Origin of the sequence: Microcoleus sp. B7-D4 (assembly GCF_036705125.1) — a bacterium.
Classification (GTDB): Bacteria; Cyanobacteriota; Cyanobacteriia; order Cyanobacteriales; family Microcoleaceae; genus Microcoleus.
The window spans coordinates 79,122-96,291 of record NZ_JAUBTT010000008.1; the positions used below are offsets into that span (position 1 = coordinate 79,122).

Annotated in this window: 16 protein-coding genes and 1 tRNA gene; 9 read left to right on the forward strand and 8 right to left on the reverse strand. The window is 46.6% G+C overall.

What is annotated here, in order from left to right; all coding sequences use genetic code 11:
* The first annotated feature begins 285 nt into the window (after positions 1 to 285).
* Positions 286 to 3,792: a PAS domain S-box protein gene (locus QUB12_RS05060; RefSeq protein WP_333305760.1), complete on the forward strand. Its 3,507-nt coding sequence runs from the start codon at positions 286 to 288 to the stop codon at positions 3,790 to 3,792.
* A 259-nt stretch (positions 3,793 to 4,051) separates the two neighbouring features.
* On the opposite strand, the gene QUB12_RS05065 is transcribed toward QUB12_RS05060, so the two are convergent.
* A complete protein-coding gene (locus QUB12_RS05065; protein ID WP_333109292.1) occupies positions 4,052 to 4,174 on the reverse strand; it encodes a hypothetical protein in 123 nt (40 codons plus the stop codon).
* 89 nt (positions 4,175 to 4,263) lie between these two features.
* Between QUB12_RS05065 and QUB12_RS05070 the strand changes: the two genes are divergently transcribed.
* The 3 genes from QUB12_RS05070 to QUB12_RS05080 all read left to right on the forward strand — a co-directional run bounded on the left by QUB12_RS05070 (position 4,264) and on the right by QUB12_RS05080 (position 9,955).
* Entirely contained in the window at positions 4,264 to 5,535 is a 1,272-nt protein-coding gene (locus tag QUB12_RS05070; protein ID WP_333305762.1) for an FAD-dependent hydroxylase, read from the forward strand.
* 338 nt (positions 5,536 to 5,873) lie between these two features.
* Positions 5,874 to 6,551, forward strand: a complete 678-nt coding sequence (locus QUB12_RS05075; RefSeq protein WP_333140017.1) for a DNA-binding response regulator — start codon at positions 5,874 to 5,876, stop codon at positions 6,549 to 6,551.
* A gap of 80 nt (positions 6,552 to 6,631) precedes the next feature.
* Positions 6,632 to 9,955 (forward strand): CHAT domain-containing tetratricopeptide repeat protein, encoded by a 3,324-nt coding sequence (locus tag QUB12_RS05080; RefSeq protein ID WP_333305764.1) that lies wholly within the window; start codon positions 6,632 to 6,634, stop codon positions 9,953 to 9,955.
* On the opposite strand, the gene QUB12_RS05085 is transcribed toward QUB12_RS05080, so the two are convergent.
* A complete protein-coding gene (locus tag QUB12_RS05085) occupies positions 9,952 to 10,332 on the reverse strand; it encodes a hypothetical protein (protein WP_333300238.1) in 381 nt (126 codons plus the stop codon). The genes QUB12_RS05080 and QUB12_RS05085 overlap by 4 nt on opposite strands.
* Before the next feature lie 22 nt (positions 10,333 to 10,354).
* Between QUB12_RS05085 and QUB12_RS05090 the strand changes: the two genes are divergently transcribed.
* The gene (locus QUB12_RS05090; RefSeq protein WP_333109561.1) at positions 10,355 to 10,597 is read left to right on the forward strand and encodes a hypothetical protein; all 243 of its coding nucleotides are present in this window, start codon (positions 10,355 to 10,357) and stop codon (positions 10,595 to 10,597) included.
* On the opposite strand, the gene QUB12_RS05095 is transcribed toward QUB12_RS05090, so the two are convergent.
* The 5 genes from QUB12_RS05095 to QUB12_RS05115 all read right to left on the reverse strand — a co-directional run bounded on the left by QUB12_RS05095 (position 10,573) and on the right by QUB12_RS05115 (position 12,361).
* Positions 10,573 to 11,160 (reverse strand): hypothetical protein, encoded by a 588-nt coding sequence (locus QUB12_RS05095; protein ID WP_333109560.1) that lies wholly within the window; start codon positions 11,158 to 11,160, stop codon positions 10,573 to 10,575. The genes QUB12_RS05090 and QUB12_RS05095 overlap by 25 nt on opposite strands.
* On the reverse strand, positions 11,157 to 11,726 hold the full coding sequence (locus tag QUB12_RS05100; protein WP_333140024.1) for a hypothetical protein: 570 nt from the start codon (positions 11,724 to 11,726) through the stop codon (positions 11,157 to 11,159). Before QUB12_RS05100 ends, QUB12_RS05095 begins: the two co-directional genes overlap by 4 nt.
* Before the next feature lie 21 nt (positions 11,727 to 11,747).
* Positions 11,748 to 11,960, reverse strand: a complete 213-nt coding sequence (locus QUB12_RS05105) for a helix-turn-helix domain-containing protein (RefSeq protein WP_332973393.1) — start codon at positions 11,958 to 11,960, stop codon at positions 11,748 to 11,750.
* 31 nt (positions 11,961 to 11,991) lie between these two features.
* Positions 11,992 to 12,162 (reverse strand): hypothetical protein, encoded by a 171-nt coding sequence (locus QUB12_RS05110; protein ID WP_333305766.1) that lies wholly within the window; start codon positions 12,160 to 12,162, stop codon positions 11,992 to 11,994.
* Between the two features lie 115 nt (positions 12,163 to 12,277).
* Positions 12,278 to 12,361: transfer RNA gene (locus QUB12_RS05115), tRNA-Leu, on the reverse strand.
* A 228-nt stretch (positions 12,362 to 12,589) separates the two neighbouring features.
* On the opposite strand from QUB12_RS05115, the gene accC reads away from it, so the two are divergent.
* Positions 12,590 to 13,945: an acetyl-CoA carboxylase biotin carboxylase subunit gene (gene accC / locus QUB12_RS05120; RefSeq protein ID WP_333140026.1), complete on the forward strand. Its 1,356-nt coding sequence runs from the start codon at positions 12,590 to 12,592 to the stop codon at positions 13,943 to 13,945.
* Between the two features lie 130 nt (positions 13,946 to 14,075).
* Here the strand turns inward: accC and QUB12_RS05125 are convergent, their stop codons facing one another.
* Positions 14,076 to 14,360 carry a YggT family protein gene (locus tag QUB12_RS05125; protein ID WP_006634856.1) on the reverse strand — a complete coding sequence of 95 codons (285 nt, stop codon included), beginning with the start codon at positions 14,358 to 14,360 and terminating at the stop codon, positions 14,076 to 14,078.
* A gap of 126 nt (positions 14,361 to 14,486) precedes the next feature.
* Between QUB12_RS05125 and QUB12_RS05130 the strand changes: the two genes are divergently transcribed.
* The 3 genes from QUB12_RS05130 (at position 14,487) to QUB12_RS05140 (ending at position 17,006) form a co-directional block, all read left to right on the forward strand.
* A complete protein-coding gene (locus QUB12_RS05130; RefSeq protein ID WP_333305768.1) occupies positions 14,487 to 15,674 on the forward strand; it encodes an RNA-guided endonuclease TnpB family protein in 1,188 nt (395 codons plus the stop codon).
* A 121-nt stretch (positions 15,675 to 15,795) separates the two neighbouring features.
* Positions 15,796 to 15,915 carry a photosystem II reaction center X protein gene (gene psbX / locus QUB12_RS05135; RefSeq protein ID WP_190741405.1) on the forward strand — a complete coding sequence of 40 codons (120 nt, stop codon included), beginning with the start codon at positions 15,796 to 15,798 and terminating at the stop codon, positions 15,913 to 15,915.
* Between the two features lie 281 nt (positions 15,916 to 16,196).
* Positions 16,197 to 17,006 carry a Ycf66 family protein gene (locus QUB12_RS05140; protein WP_333305771.1) on the forward strand — a complete coding sequence of 270 codons (810 nt, stop codon included), beginning with the start codon at positions 16,197 to 16,199 and terminating at the stop codon, positions 17,004 to 17,006.
* Positions 17,007 to 17,170: the final 164 nt, after the last annotated feature.

Consider the following 17,170-nt stretch of genomic DNA (forward strand, 5'->3'; position numbering starts at 1 on the left):
AGGAACAAGGCTGAAGAAACAAGGAACAAGGCTGAAGAAACAAGGAATTTTGTGTTTTAACTAACCAGCAAGAAAAATTATTGAATTCTGCCGAATGCCTTTTACATAAGAGCCTTCAACCTTCACTTGACTATCTCTCTAAAGTTAGATAAAATAATTCATATTTTATGCTTAGCAGTTTTAACCAAATCTTAGGCAGCTTTGTATAGCGGGCGACAATATACCTAAAGTCTTAATTGTTACCTTGGATACGTATAAACCCCAATAATTGGAGGGAGCGAGAAATTGGAAGTTTTTGAACGAGCACAACAACTGCAAACGCCCTCAACCCGAATGGCTGCTGTCCAGTCTTTTTCCAAAAAAGCGAGTATTGCAGTAATGGCGATCGGCTGTATAGTCATTTTGGGGTGGATATTCGATCTGCCACTCTTAAAAAGCATTCTGCCCGGACTCGTGACGATGAAAGCCAATACTGCGGTGTGCTTTATTTTGGGCGGGTTTTCTCTATTCATCCAACAGCGGCGGCGGCCAGAATTAACAGCAAGAAAGTATCAAAAAAAGCATAAATATTTAATTTTGGTATGTTCATTTTTAATTATATTAATTAGCCTATTAACCCTAGTTCAATATAGCTTTAATTTAGATTTAGGCATCGACCAACTGCTATTTAAAGAAAGTTACAGGTTGACAACCCCCGGAACACCAGGACGCATGGCACCGAATACTGCTGGTGCTTTTTTATTGCTGGGAATAGCGCTGCTGCTGCTGTCAGAACGTCGGCCTAAATACTTGCGGATTCAAATTTTAAGCTGTTGTGCATTTTTAATTGCCTTTATGGGTTTGATAGGCTATTTCTACGACAAAGCTTTATTTTACCAAATTGGCAAAAATACCGGCATGGCTTTGCACACTGCCGCAGCATTTATGTTGCTGAGCTTCGGTATTTTATTTGCCAGTCCAGAGCGAGGATTGATATCAGTAATGACGAGCGATCGCGCGGGCGGCATCATGGCGAGGCGCTTGTTGCCACGGGCAATCATTATCCCGCCTTTAGTCGGTTATTTCATCCTATTGGGAGATCGGTTACAAGCCTACACGCCGGAGGTAGGGATATCGCTGTTAAGTGTATTGAACGTGATTATTTTTACAGTTCTGATTTGGCAGAATGCCAAAACTCTCTGCAGCGCAGACCGGAAGCGCTATCGAGCGGAACTGGGACTGAGGAAAGCTAAATTAGACTTAGAAACTCAAGTTGAGAAACGGACTCTCCAACTGCAAATCACCAACGAGCAATTGCAGCAGCAAATTTTCGACTCTCAAACAACAAAGCAGGCGCTTCAAAAAAACTATAACCTGTTGATGGCAGTCATCAACAGTACGCCCGCCGCCCTATTTGTCAAAGATATTCATGGCCGTTACCTAATGCTTAATGCTGCAGGAGCCAGTATAATTGGCAAGTCTGTAGACGACATTATCGGCAGAGATGACAGCGAGTTATTTCCGCCGGAAATTGCGGGCAATATTATAAAAACCGATCGCCCAATTATGGCAGCGGGAACAACGGAAGCGATCGAAGAAGAACTGCCAGTTAAAGGCAATTTGCGGACATTTCTTTCTACAAAAAGCGCTTACCGGGACGGGCAAGGAAATATCAGCGGTATAGTTAGCATCGCGCGGGATATTACTGAGAGTAAACAAGCCGAAATCGCCAACAGAAGTCTGGCAGCAATTCTGGAAGCGACCCCGGATTTTGTAGGTATCTCCAACCTCGAAGGACGCCCGATTTACATCAACAAAGCAGGCAGAAAAATGGTGGGTATAGGCGAAAACGAAGATATATCCAAGCGACAAGTTGCAGAATTCACGCCAGCGTCAGGCCGCAGCAATTTGAATCAAGCGATCGCCACCGCTGTTTCCGAGGGCTTTTGGAGTGGAGAAACAGCCTTCGTGTCAGGAACGGGACTCGAAATTCCCATCAGCCAAGTTATCATCTCCCACTCCGCACCGGACGGCAAACTCGCATACATTTCGACGATCGCCCGCGACATGAGCGATCGCAAACAAGCTGAACAGGCGCTGCAACTGTCTCAAGCTCGTTTCGCCGGCATTTTAGAAATTGCCGAGGACGCGATTATTTCTGTGGATGCTGACCAAAAAATTATCCTGTTCAACCAAGGTGCAGAACGGATTTTTGGGTGGACGGCTGCTGAGGCGATCGGGCAATCCCTGAGCCTGCTGTTGCCCGAAGCTTTTGCCACGCATCATAGTCACCTCGTCAGCAATTTCGGCGGTGGCGTTAAACAAGCCCGAAAAATGGGCAACCGCAAAGAAATTTTCGCCCGCCGCCGAGATGGTACGGAATTTCCCGCCGAAGTTTCTATTTCCAAACTCGAAGTGGCAGGCGAAATCATATTCACAACTATTTTGCGCGACGTGACAGCCAGCCGCCAAGCCGAAGAATCTGTGCGTCTGAGCGAGGAAAGATACCGATCGCTGGCAATGGCCACCGCACAGATGGTTTGGACGACCAACGCTAGCGGAATCTTCGACAAGCCTCAGCCTGATTGGATAGCTTATACGGGCATGAGTTGGAAAGAGAAGGACAACTGGATAGAAGCAGTGCACCCAGAAGACCGCGATCGCACAATTCAAGCTTGGATGGGGGCCATAGAAACAAAAAGTCTCTACGAAGTCGAGCACCGCTTGCGGGCCGCAGACGGCAGCTACAGACACTTCTGGGTGCGGGGCGTCCCCCTTTTAGCAGCAGACGGCAGCATTCGCGAATGGGTGGGAACTCACACCGACATTAGCGATCGAGTCCAAGTTTTGGAAGCACTCAAGCAGTCCGAGGGACAGTATCGATCGCAAGCAGCCGAGCTCGAAAAAGCTGTCCAAGAGTTGCACCAAGCTCAAACTCAACTAATCCAAACCGAAAAAATCTCTTCTCTCGGCCAGCTAGTCGCCGGCGTCGCCCACGAAATTAACAATCCGATTAACTTCATCTACGGCAACATCACCCACGCCAACGAATACGCCACAGACTTGCTCGGTTTGCTCCACCTTTACCAGGAAAAATACCCAAATCCCGTCCCGGAAATTGTAGAAGCAGCCGAAGATATTGAAGTCGATTACTTAATGGAAGACTTTACGAAGATTTTGGAATCAATGAAAGTTGGAGCCGATCGCATCCGCGACTTAGTTGTATCCTTACGCAACTTTTCCAGACTCGACGAATCGCAGATGAAGCGAGTAGATATTCATGAAGGAATCGAAAGCACTTTGCTAATTTTGCAGCACCGGATTAAAGCTAATGTACTTCGTCCCGCTATTGAGATTATCAAAGAATACGGCAATTTTCCAAAAGTCGAGTGCTATGTAGGTCAGCTCAATCAAGTATTTATGAATCTTTTAGTAAATGCGATCGACGCCCTCGAAGAGTACAACAGCACTCATTCTTCAAAAGAAATATATGCTCGTCACAACCGAATTCGGATTAGCACAAGTGCGAATTCCGAGACAGTAACAATTCGGATTGCCGACAACGGCATGGGAATCAATCAAGAAGTTATTGGCAAGTTGTTCGACCCATTTTTTACTACTAAACCAGTCGGCAAAGGCACAGGCTTGGGGCTGTCAATCAGCTATCAGATTATAGTTGAAAAACACCGAGGCAAATTGCAGTGTATTTCCACGCCTGGGGAAGGTGCAGAGTTTGTCATCGAGATTCCCATTTGCCAAAAAGTATCGCCTCTAGTCACAGGAAATAATCAATTAGCAGCAGTTGGTAGTTAATTGTTAGTTGCGATCGGTGGCATCGGAATTAATATTACCCGAAATCAGGAAACGGCAGTGCCGTTTCCCTACAATTATATCATTCCGAAGCTAGCGGATTTGATATAACCGGGCGGTTGGAAACCGCGTCTACACAAACGATGTCCGCCTCCGCGGACGAAGAAATATCGAATTTGAGATAAATGTGCGATGGCTTACGCCCCGCTACGCTACGACTCTTCAACCCGCGGAGGCGGGTTTTGTCTGTGTAGACGCGGTTTCAACCGCCGGGGTTTTTGGGTTGATGGCCGATGGGATTTTTGGGTTGATGGGCGATCGAATTTGAGAGAAATGTGCGATGGGATTTGATATCATTCCGGCACAGCCAGAATTGATATGACATAAGCTCTGCCTCAAGATCGCCCCAAACTGCAATAATTCTTTACAATAAAATAGTAAATATGATTATTCACTTAAATAAATCCCTTGAAAATGCCTGTAAACCAACTTTCTCCAACAACAGCCTCCACGCAAACACCGACACTCGACTTTGACATAGCCATCGTCGGAGGTGGCATAGTCGGGGCCACCTTAGCCAGCGCGTTAAAAGATTCTGGATTAAAAATCGCTATAATTGAAACCCAACTCCCCGCCGCCGCCGCAGCCAAAAAACAAGCCTATGCAATCACCCTGCTATCAGGAATGATCTTAGAAGGTATCGGCGTGTGGCAGCAAATCTTGCCGCAAATCACCACCTTCGAGCAAATTAGCCTCTGCGACGGCGACTATCCCGGTGTCGTCGAATTCCACCGCCCGGATTTGGGAAATACTGGCAAATTGCCCGTACCAAAAGCAGCTTTAGGTTACGTTGGCGAGCACGGAGTCATGCTGTCAGCTTTGCACGAATGTTTGGCAAAAAACCCGAATTTTAGTTGGGTTTGTCCGGCGGAAGTAGTCGAGGTAAAATATTTAACCGATTGCGCGGAAATAGAAGTCAAACAAAACGGCGAAACTCGGACAATTCGCACTAAATTATTAGTCGCCGCCGACGGTTCGCGATCGCGCATCCGCACGGAAGCCAACATCAGCACTCGCGGCTGGAAATACTGGCAATCCTGCGTTGCTATCACTATTAAAGCAGAAAAACCGCACAATGATATCGCTTTTGAGCGCTTTTGGCCGAGCGGCCCGATGGGAGTTTTACCATTACCTGGGAACCGTTGTCAAGTTGTTTGGACAGCACCCCACGCGGAAGCAAAAGCTTTGCAACAAATGGATGAAACAGAGTTTTTGACTTTGTTGGAACAGCGCACGGGCGGGCTTTTGGGGCGTTTGGAATTGGAGAGCGATCGCTTTTTGTTTCCGGTGCAGTTAATGCAGAGCGATCGCTACGTTTTGCCCAGATTAGCACTAATTGGGGACGCGGCCCACTGCTGCCATCCCGTGGGCGGCCAGGGATTAAATATGGGCATTCGAGACGCTGGGGCGATCGCCCAAATCTTGCAGCAAGCGCACCAAAAAGGCGAAGACATCGGCGATTTGCGAGTATTGAAACGGTATCACAACTGGCGCAAAAAAGAGAATTTAATCGTGTTAGGATTTACCGATTTTCTAGACAGATTATTTTCTAATACTTGGCTGCCAATTGTAGCATTTCGCCGCTTCGGATTGTGGTGTTTGCGGACAATTCCCCCAGTGAGATTTTTAGCCTTGCGCTTGATGACCGGTTTAATGGGGCGGCCGCCCAAATTAGCGCAAAATTAGAATAAACCGGGTTTTTTCCTATGTTGCTTGCATTCTAGCGGTGTTGCCACAACCGCCAGGGGTTGAAACCCCTGGCTAATAGCGAAAGTCGGTTGAAACCGACTGAAAATCCGATATAAAAATGAAAAACTCTTTAGTCCTCTTCAGAGGACTTTTGCTATGAGACAGGGGTTTCAACCCCTGGCGGACTATCGGGCTAACCGAGGTTTCTCGCCACTCGCACCATCAAAGAAACCGGGTTTTTTCCTCAATCTTTGCAATGTTACGAAGTTGGTCGCAAAAACGCGGTACAATGATCGACTCAGCTCGAACCCAGCCCTGACGGCAATAGAAAAACTATGCAGCCCGAACAAGAACAAGAAATTCTCAACCTGCGCGATCGCCAATTAACGCCCAAACAAATTGCCCGAAAGTTAGGATTGAAAGCATCCGAAGTCAGTACCTTTCTTCAATCTCATGCAGAACAAACAGCCCTCGCTAGCGCCGAAAAAGGAGAGTTATTGCCCGTTGCTCAATGTCTCGTGGATGTAAATTTTGCGAAGGTATTGTTGGGGAATGAAACCTCTGAAACGAGCGGTTTGGGTTTAGTGGTGGTGACTCGTTCCAAGGGATACAATCGTTTTGTTACAGCCTCTTATTTGATCGACTACTGGTGTTTGGGAGTCAAGGATACCATCCCGCCACGTAACTGCAACGATAGCCAATATAAAAATTTCGTTCAGCTTTGTTACTCGCAGTTTATGCAAGAGTACGAGGAGATTAGTTTAGAGCAAGCACAAGCCCTGGTTTGGGGTGCGATCGCTTATGCCAAAACATTAGGCTTTGAACCGCATCGCGATTTCGAGCAGTCGAAGGCTCATTTAGGAGAATCAACCAGCGAAATTGGCTTGAAATTCGGTCGCAATGGAAAACCTTATTATATTGAAGGGCCTCACGATAATACAAGGAAAATTATCAATACGCTTAAAAACTCTGTGGGAGACGGTAACTTCGATTACTTGTTCGGGATGGGGTAGAAATTGATACGGGGGAGCGTCAACCGCCAAACCATCAATCATGGTAAAATAAACATCGGTGTTACTGACAACTCCCCACAATGGAAGAAACCCGCACCCAAGCTTATCGGCAATTGATAGAGACACTCCTGACTTGTCCCAAAGGTGAGACACAGCAGATATTACAGGCTAACTTAGAATTGGTAGATTCGGGGTTTCTCCAAGTTTGCGAGGTAGTAGCAGAAAACCTGGCAGAGGAAGGACAGGAAAATCACGCTAATTTTTTACGGAATTTTGCCAGTCAGATAGGGCAATTATTGGGTACGAACGATGACGGAGAGCGCGATTACTGTGAAATTGAAAATTCACAAGAGTATGAAAACTTTATCCTAGAATTATTGCAAGCCGAACCTAGCAGTAGCAATATTAAAGTAATTTACTCCATTCTCCGTAAACGGCAACATCTCCTCAATGCTAATTTTGCCGAAATTTTACAGGAAGTGGCTAAGAATTTAATTGCCAAACATCCAGAAGCAATTGAGTTAATTCTCCGTGACAGCGGAAATTTAAGTATTCATATTAGTAACTTTCCCGGTGGGAAGAAAACAAATAATATTGAAATAGCAATTACTGGTTATCAAATAGTTTTAAATAATCGGGAACCGGGGAGCGAAAAGTTTGCTCAAACTCAAAATAACCTAGCTGCTGCGTATACTCACAGAATCAAAGGTTCGCGGGCGGATAATCTGGAACGGGCGATCGGCTTCTTTCAGGCTGCTTTAACAGTTCTTACCCGTGAGGATTTCCCTGAACAATGGGCAGCGACTCAACATAACCTAGCTAATGCGTATACTCACAGAATCAAAGGTTCGCGGGCGGATAATCTGGAACGGGCGATCGAGTTTTATGAGGCTGCTTTAACAGTTTATACCTTTGCGGATTTTCGCGAAAAATGGGCAATGACTCAAAATAATCTAGGTAATGCCTACAGAAACAGAATCAACGGTTCGCGGGCGGATAATTTGGAGGGGGCGATCGGCTTCTTTCAGGCTACTTTAACAGTTTATAACCTTGAGGATTTCCCAGCAGATTGGGCAATAACTCAAAATAACCTAGGTAATGCCTACAGCGACAGAATCAAGGGTTCGCGGGCGGATAATCTGGAACGGGCGATCGGCTTTTTTGAGGGTGCTTTAACAGTTCGTACCTTTGAGGATTTCCCTGAACAATGGGCCGATACTCAAAATAATTTAGCTATGACCTACAGTGACAGAATCAAGGGTTCGCGGGCGGATAATCTGGAACGGGCGATCGGCTTTTTTGAGGGTGCTTTAACAGTTCGTACCTTTGAGGATTTCCCTGAAAAATGGGCAATGACTCAAAACAACCTAGGTAATGCCTACAGTGACACAATCAAAGGTTCGCGGGCGGATAATCTGGAGAGGGCGATTGAGTTTTATGAGGCTGCTTTAACAGTTCGTACCCGTGAGGATTTCCCCGAAGATTGGGCAATGACTCAAAATAACTTAGCTATGACCTACAGTGACAGAATCAGCGGTTCCGAGGCCGAAAATCTGGAACGGGCGATCCTTTGTTACCGAGATGCACTTTCAATTCGTACCCGCGAAGCTTTCCCACAAAATCATGCAAAAACTTTGTTTAATTTAGGTAATCTTTACCGAAGTAACCAGCAATGGCAACTAGCTTATGATACCTATGCCCCAGCGATTGAAACAGTAGAATTTTTACGGGGCGAGATTCAATCTGGGGATGAAACCAAACAGAAATTAGCCGAAGAATGGAATAGACTTTATCTGGGCCTGGTAGAAGTTTGCATCGAACTGCAACGCTACACCGAAGCTGTGGAATATGCCGAACGCAGCAAAGCCCGCAACCTTGTAGAACTCTTTGCCAACCGTGACATCAAACCTAAAGGCAATATCCCCGAAACTGTTCTCAACGAATTGTCGCGCCTCCGTCGAGAAATTGAGGCCGAACAGCGACAACTGGAAATCGAACAGATAAACCGTAACAGTAATGGTGGCAGAATATTGGGAGAACCCAGCCTCAAAATCGACAGCCTAACCACTAGTCGCGATTCTACTCATCTCACCAATTTGCGTAAACAACTAGATGAATTGATTGCTCATGAAATTACATCAATTGATCCTGATTTTAGCCTAACCCAAAAAGTTAAGCCCATCCTCTACAAAGACATTCAAACTCTGACAGGTGAAAACACCGCTATTCTTGAGTGGTACATCATAGGCGATAAATTTCTAACTTTCATCATCACCCCGCAATCCCCAACACCAATAATCTGGCAATCTTCAACAGAAGACTTTCAAGCCTTGGTAAATTGGGATAACGAGTATCGGAAAGAGTACAAAGAGATAAAACCCCAATGGAAGCAAAAACTAGCCTCCCGCCTCCAAAACCTAGCTGAGATTTTGCATCTTGATGAGATATTAAAGAATATTCCGAAACCGTGCGATCAACTGATTTTAATTCCCCATCGCTTCCTGCATCTTTTCCCCCTTCATGCGTTGCCAATCTCCCACGAAACGGATTTTGAAAGCGGATGCACCGATGAAATCGATTCTTCTATCACTGTATCCCTGTCCAAATCCGAATCGTGCCTTCTCGACTTATTCCCTGGTGGAGTCAGCTATGCCCCTAGTTGCCAACTACTGCAACAGGCGAAACAGCGACAACGCCCTAATTTCTCTCACCTATTTGCTATTGCCAATCCTACCAAAGACCGCTACTTACTTGAACTGCAAGCCGCTAACATCCGTCACAAATTCAAGTCTAATGATTTCTTGGCAAAAGATGATGCTAATAAGAACGCAATTCTAAACGCGAAACTCAGCTTTGCCAACTGCGCCCATTTCGGTTGTCACGGCAAGTTCGAGCCTGCCTCCCCTTTGGAATCATCCCTGGTATTCGCCAATAAAGAACGTTTGACACTATTGGAAATCTTTAATCTTGACCTAAATCAATGTCGTCTTGTCACTCTCTCCGCCTGCGAAACTGGATTGACAGAATCCAGAACCAGCGATGAATATATTGGCTTACCTTTCGGATTTCTCTTAGCAGGTAGCCCTAGTATGGTAAGTACCCTTTGGAAAGTGGATGAACTCGCCAGCACTTTGTTACTGATTCGGTTCTATGAAAACCTAGAAACTCTATCAACGGTTACTGCTCTCAATGAGGCACAACAATGGCTGCGGAATCTGACCTCAGAGGCGCTTGAAGCATTATTAAAATGCCTCAAACCGCAAATCGATCAAACATTTAAACTGTTGCCCAAAAAAGAACGCACACGCTTTGTTAATGCTCCTCTGGATGGCGCACTGAACCGGAAGCCGTTTCCTTTTGCTGAACCTCATTACTGGGCTGGCTTCACTGCAATCGGCGTTTAGCAATCCTGACAAAAATTGTCCAAATTTTTCGTGCTTATGTAAATAAGTACCAGTGTTAATGGTACTCCTGGGTAAACGCCAGCAGTTATTAGCGAACCCAATGCAACAGCAAAACCTTGACTCAATACGTCTTTAAAGGCTTGCGTACAAATATGAGGACGCAATTTCTCGGCTGATTTTTCTAACCAGCTAGGCTCATTTGGGTTTTTTGCATCTAGATCGTTGTCTAATTCTCCTGACTTAATTGCTAAGGTTTCGGCTGCATATTCTAAATCGCCTTCACACTCTTCAAGTACATCAAGAGCTATTAGAGCATCGGGATATTCTTGTAATTGGGAGCGATACTGTTCAATTTCTGATTGGGTAACGGTAGTCATTGGGATAATGGCGAGCAAATAAATGAGTAATTCTTATTTTGCCATAATTTTTGTACTTCTTTTGTGTAGAAACCTGGCGGTTGAAAATGCAGCTACACAAACAAAGAAACTTCATCCCTTCTTTATTGCCATTATAGTTAGTTGCTTAGGCGGTGGAGTCTTGGGAGGAGTTGCTTGGCTGATTGATCGTAAAGTGTTAAAACCATCATCCGCGCAGACAAGTTTACCTAGTTCCGAAAATCAACATCGCTCTATTGATGTGTAACCTCCCTCTGCTTTCGGGTTAATTGCATTCAACCCATCGCCCGAATCAATATCTAGTCGATCTAAAGTTCTCGCATCTAGTTTCAACAAAGGCATGATTTGGTCGTATTTCTGCCATTTACCTCTAGGAAAACCCCCAACAGCAAAATCAAAAAATCCATGTTCCATAGAGAATATGCCACCGCGTTCATACATTAGGATTAGCGGTTCGTAGGGTTCAGGTAGAGTAAATTCACTGACTTTTGGTGAATTTTTCGCGCTATCCCAATGAAGGAACCACTCGCAGGTTTTCTCAATAATACCCGCCACATAAAACGGTGTCTCTGTGAAATGAGTCTTAAGCACTTTAACCTTAGTTTCATCGGCATCTAGAGAATCAATATGAGCCGCCACATCAAAAAACGGCCATTCATCCGTACAATCTAAAGCCTTGGCCCACAGTGCAGCACGTCTCAAGTATTCTCGCAAAAGGGCAATGTGAGAGTTAACGCGACTATCGTCTGGCTCCCATTTAATTGCTAAAATTCGCTCTAGTGCAGTGTCGGTAATTGTTTTCGCAGTCATATTCTTTCTCTAATAGCTTCAAGCAACTCATCAAGATTCGAGAGGTTGTCCGCAAGCCTCAGTCCTTCCGCTGACTTACCTATTATGTTAACCCAGTGGGAAAATGGATTGGGCTTGCTGGTATGAGGAGCTATATCGTGTGCTCCGAAATTCTCCGGGGTTGGCCAGTTGCCAAAACCATACATGGGATGGTCTATCCAAGCTTTAGGCGATCGATAAGGAAGTCCATCAGCCATTAGTGCTTGCTCTATATACTCATGGGCTATCAACCGTTTAAACTTGTTAAGTTCTCTCGGTTGTAGCTCACCATTTTTTGCACTTATCCATAAATCAGCAATCTCACCATCGGGTGTAAAATTACCTCGGACATGACTAATAGTATTTGTCTCATCATTGGGAATGTCAAGCTCGTGTTCCTTGATAAATATGTGCTCTTTTACTTGGCGGATAATTTGTTCAGAAATCTCTAGATAATTAGCTATTGTATACACATCATCCGTCATGGCGATAATTTCTGCATATTGACGGATTTCTTTCTGATTAGCCTCCCCAAAATATTGTGGCACTATCCAACACCATTCTCATTATTACTCTTTGACAACATCCATCAACTCTTCAATCAAAACATCGAGGGTGCGAGCTATTTTTTGAATGGATGTGATATCAACCGTTGCTAGTCCTTCCGATCGAGCATAGTGCCTGACTGTGCTGTACGGAACCTCGGATCGATCGGCAACATCCTTTAGCGTCCATCCTTTTTCGTCAGCCAACTCTCGGATTCGGAACCTAACTAACCCCATTCTACTTGACAAACGATAAGTATCTATGTTTTTAATTCAAACACAATTGTCGATCGACAGTTAAACAGTATTTTGTAGGGTGCGGATCTGTCAGAAGTTCGTGAAGCGAAGCTATCCCGTAGGGAATCGCACTTGAGGATATCGGATGAATCTGCACCCTACCGTACTCGCGCACAATCAAAGAAACCGGGTTTTTTCCCAAATCTTCCCACCGTAACCAAATATTCTCGCAAAAACCCGGTTTCTGCCCACCCACCCATCAAAAACAAAACAACTGCCGACAGCCAAAACCGTCAACAGTTGTTTTTTATATTCAATGCGGATGGCGAGACTCGAACTCGCAAGGACATATTGCCACACGCACCTCAAGCGTGCGCGTATACCAATTCCGCCACATCCGCTCTTTCTGGCAATCTCCGGGATTTTTGCGTTACCAGTTAAAGATTCACAGGTTGAGGTTCCTGACATTTAACTTGTAACTTGCCCTTTGACACCGCCGATTTACAATCATAGCACCACTACCAGCAAAATGTAAAATAAATTTTTGTGAACAATTTCTGGAAAACGATTATCCAGAACATACCGAAAGGCATTATTGTACAGAATATTGAGTGAATTAAGCAGCGAAGATGGGGTTCTCGAAAATTTTAATCGCTAATCGGGGAGAAATAGCTCTCCGCATATTGCGGACCTGCGAGGAAATGGGGATTGCCACGGTCGCCGTACACTCCACCGTAGATAAACACGCCCTGCACGTCCAGTTGGCAGACGAAGCCGTTTGCATCGGCCCCCCCACCAGCAGCAAAAGCTATTTAAACATTCCCAACATCATCGCGGCTGCCCTGACACGCAACGCCGCAGCCATTCACCCCGGTTACGGCTTCCTCGCCGAAAACGCCCGATTTGCCGAAATCTGCGCCGACCATCAAATTACCTTCATCGGGCCCTCTCCGGCAGCAATGCGGGCGATGGGCGACAAATCCACCGCCAAAGAAACTATGCAGCGAGTGAAAGTCCCCACAGTTCCCGGTAGCGGTGGATTGCTGGCGGACGATCGCGAAGCTTTGGCGATCGCCCGCGACATCGGCTATCCTGTGATGATCAAAGCCACCGCCGGCGGTGGAGGCCGCGGGATGAGGCTAGTCAAAGAAGCATCCGAACTCCCCAAACTATTCTCAGCAGCCCAAGGCGAAGCCGACGCAGCCTTCGGCAACCCCGGACTTTACCTCGAAAAATTCATCGAAAAACCCCGGCACATCGAAATCCAAATCCTCGCCGACAACTACGGTAACGTCATCCACCTCGGCGAGAGAGATTGTTCGATTCAGCGCCGACACCAAAAACTCCTCGAAGAAGCCCCCAGCCCCGCCCTCAGCCAGAAACTGCGAGATCAAATGGGTCACGCCGCCATTGCCGCTGCCAAATCCATCAACTACACGGGTGCGGGCACTGTCGAATTTCTGCTTGACAAATCGGGCAAGTTCTACTTCATGGAAATGAACACCCGCATCCAAGTAGAACATCCCGTCACCGAGATGATTACAGGCCTCGACTTGATAGCCGAACAAATCCGCATCGCCCAAGGAGAAAAACTGCAAATCAAGCAAAACCAAGTAATTCTCAACGGCCACGCGATCGAGTGCCGCATCAATGCTGAAGACCCCGATCGCAATTTCCGACCCCACCCCGGCATAATCAGCGGTTATTTGCCTCCCGGTGGCCCTGGCGTGCGGATGGACTCTCACGTTTACACCGATTACGAAATACCCGCTTACTACGATTCTTTAATCGGTAAAGTAATTGTATGGGGGCGCGATCGACCGACCGCCATCCGCAGGATGAAACGGGCATTGCGGGAATGCGCCATCACTGGCGTTCCTACCACCCTGGGCTTTCACCAAAAAATCCTCGATTCCCCCGAGTTTCTCAGCGGCGAAGTTTACACGAATTTCGTCGAACAGTTCTTGAACCAAAACAGTCATTAGTCAGTTGGCAGTTGGCAGTTGTCAGTTGGCAGTTGTCAGTTGTCAGTTGTCAGTTGGCAGTTGGCAGTTGGCAGTTGGCAACTAACCCATGCCCCATGCCCCATGCCCCATGCCCCATGCCCGCTGACTCTTACATCATCATCGTCAGCAGCCCTTGCTGGCCGAGAATCATTTCTCGCAGCAAGCTACAGATACCCACCCAAATAATCGGCGTAATGTCCACCCCGCCGATCGGCGGTACAATCTTTCTAGTTACGGCTAAAAAAGGTTCCGTCGGCCAAGCAATCAGACTCAACGGCAACTTGCTCAGGTTCACCTCGGGATACCAAGTCAGGACGATCCGAAAAATAAACAGCAAGGTCATCACGACTAGGACAGAGCCCAGAATCCAACTTGCAACGGTAATACCAGTCATCAGAAATTTGGGTTTGAAACCCCGTCACTTCGGCTACGCTCAGTGCATCGCCTTCGCTTGACGGCTTTACAAAGATTTTAGATTGAGTCTAGCACAATATCACAATCGAAGTGTTAGACTGTGAGCATGACGCTCAAAGCCTTCAGCTATCGATTCTACCCAACTCCGGAACAAGAGAGTTTGTTGCGACGGACAATGGGTTGCGCTCGTTTAGTATACAACCGTGCCTTAGCCGTAAGAACCGAGGCATGGTACAAAGACCAAAAACGGGTAGGGTATGCTGAAACCTCTTCAATGCTAACCGAATGGAAGAAAACAGAAGAGTTAGATTTTCTGTCGGAAGTTAGCTGCGTACCGTTACAGCAATGCTTGCGACATTTACAAACGGCTTACACCAATTTTTTTGATGGGCGGGCGAAATATCCCAACTTCAAGAAAAAACGCAATGGTGGTAGCGCAGAGTTTACCAAATCTGCTTTCAAGTTTAAGGATGGACAAGTTTACTTAGCAAAGTGTGCCGACCCGTTGCCAATTCGTTGGAGCCGGATGCTACCTGTCGGTTGCCGACCATCAACCATTACGGTGAAGCTTTCACCATCTGGTAGGTGGTCAGTTTCCCTGTTGGTGAATGTTGAAATTGAAGCATTACCTCAGTCAGGCAGTCAAGTTGGTATTGACTTGGGCATTACAAGTTTACTCGCTCTTAGCAGTGGTGAAAAGATTGCCAATCCCAAAGGATTCAAGGCAAAATATCGCAAACTTAGAAGAGCGCAGAAAGCTTTAAGCCGGAAACAGAAAGGGTCAAACAACCGTCACAAAGCACGACTCAAAGTAGCGAAAGTACATCAAGAAATTGCTGATGCAAGAAAAGATAACCTTCACAAGTTAACAACGCGGTTGGTGCGCGAAAACCAAACCATCGCCGTAGAAGACTTAGCTGTGAAGAATATGATTAAAAATCCCAAACTTGCCGCTTCTATAAGTGATGCAAGTTGGGGGGAAGTAGTCAGACAACTTGACTACAAGTGCGATTGGTACGGTCGTACTTTAATTAAGATTGACCGATGGTTTCCGAGTTCAAAACGGTGTGGCAATTGCGGACACATCGTTGACAAGATGCCGTTGAATATCCGGGAATGGGATTGTCCTAATTGTGGGACGCACCATGACCGAGACATCAACGCGGCAAAGAATATTTTGGCGGCAGGGCTTGCCGTGTCAGTCTGTGGAGCGACCGTAAGACCCGAACAGAGTAAATCTGTTAAGGCAGGTGCGAAACCCCGTAAGGGACAGAAGCAGAAACCTAAATCGTGAGGTTTGGGAGTCCTCGCCGTTCTACGGCGGGGTGGATGTCAAAATTTTAACCGTTTCACAGGTGCGATCGAAAGTATAAAATTAATAAAAATCAAATTGTTGTAACAAAGGCTTTGAATCTATGACTCCTTCTCTCGCGAACTTTTTGTACAGCCTGCTGGTGGGCGTGGTGGTAGTAGTGATTCCAGCAACGATCGCCCTGATCTTCATCAGCCAAAAAGACAAAATCAAGCGCACCTAAAAAGTCAGCGGGTTTCTAAGTCCGGCGCTGCAAGTCAATTGTGGGCTAAACGTCGGGCATTTGCCCGATCCGAGAAACCTCGGCTGCCAGCAACTGTCAAGGCAAAACCTTCAGTTGACTGCCAAGCTGAGGTTTTTTCCCGTTAAACTCATTATTATACTCACTTCCCAAGCTGAAACCCTGACCGGACGCTGCCCCAGAAAGCACAGTCGGGCTGACAGACTTAATGATAGATGTAAAATCTAACTCGCTAACATAGGAAAGACATAGGAGATAGGCTAATGGTCAATTTAGGATTGAACTGGAGCAGCCTGTTAGGGATTATCCTAGCAGTAGCAGGGGCAGGACTGTATTTTCTGCGATCGTGGCGTCCCAAACTAGCCCGAGACCACGATATTTTTTTTGCAGCAGTCGGCTTGCTGTGCGGCGGTATTCTGTTATTTCAAGGGTGGCGGCTTGACCCAATTCTGGCATTCGGTCAATTTCTGCTCAGCGGTACCGCCATATTTTTTGCAACAGAAAGCATTAAGCTGCGAGGAGCGACCACAGCCCAAGCCAAAAGTCGCGCCCAATACGTAGATGAAGAGCGACCGGTCAGCAACGCCTATGGTTACGACGGCTATGATTCCGAAATGGAACAGCTAGAACCAGAGGAAGACTATCCGCCGCGTCCCCGCATCAGAGGCAGCCAAGACTACCGTTCCTCTCGGGAAGCCTACGACGACGAACCCCGCCGCCGCCCCTCGAATCGCAACGGCAGCGTTAACACCGGACGGCCCGACTCGCCCGATCGAGCCTCGCGCAAACGTCCCTCTCGCCCAGAAGCCCCGCCTGCCCAAGAGTCTGACAACTGGGACGTTTCAGACAACCCCGAAGAAAGACCGACCCGCAGCCGCAGCAGTCGCCCCCCGGTTTCGGAAAACCGCAGTTCCGATACGCCGCCGAGAACCAAAAAACCCCGTCCTACGGAATCATCGAGGTCTCGCCCCAGCAACCGCGACGTGGAAGCACCGCCGTCAGATTACGTGGAGTATCGACCTGTAGAATACCCGGAAGACCAACCGGATAATTCCCCCAGTTTCGACAAATAGGCAAACACTAAGTAGATGGGTGAAACTAAACATTTATCCCGTAGATCTGGCTTGGGAAACCGCAGAAATCTAAGTTGCGTTTATTGATACCCATCTACTTATTATCCGATATTAAACAACTTATTAAAAAGACTCTAAATTGCGAGTTTAAAACCGCAGAAAAA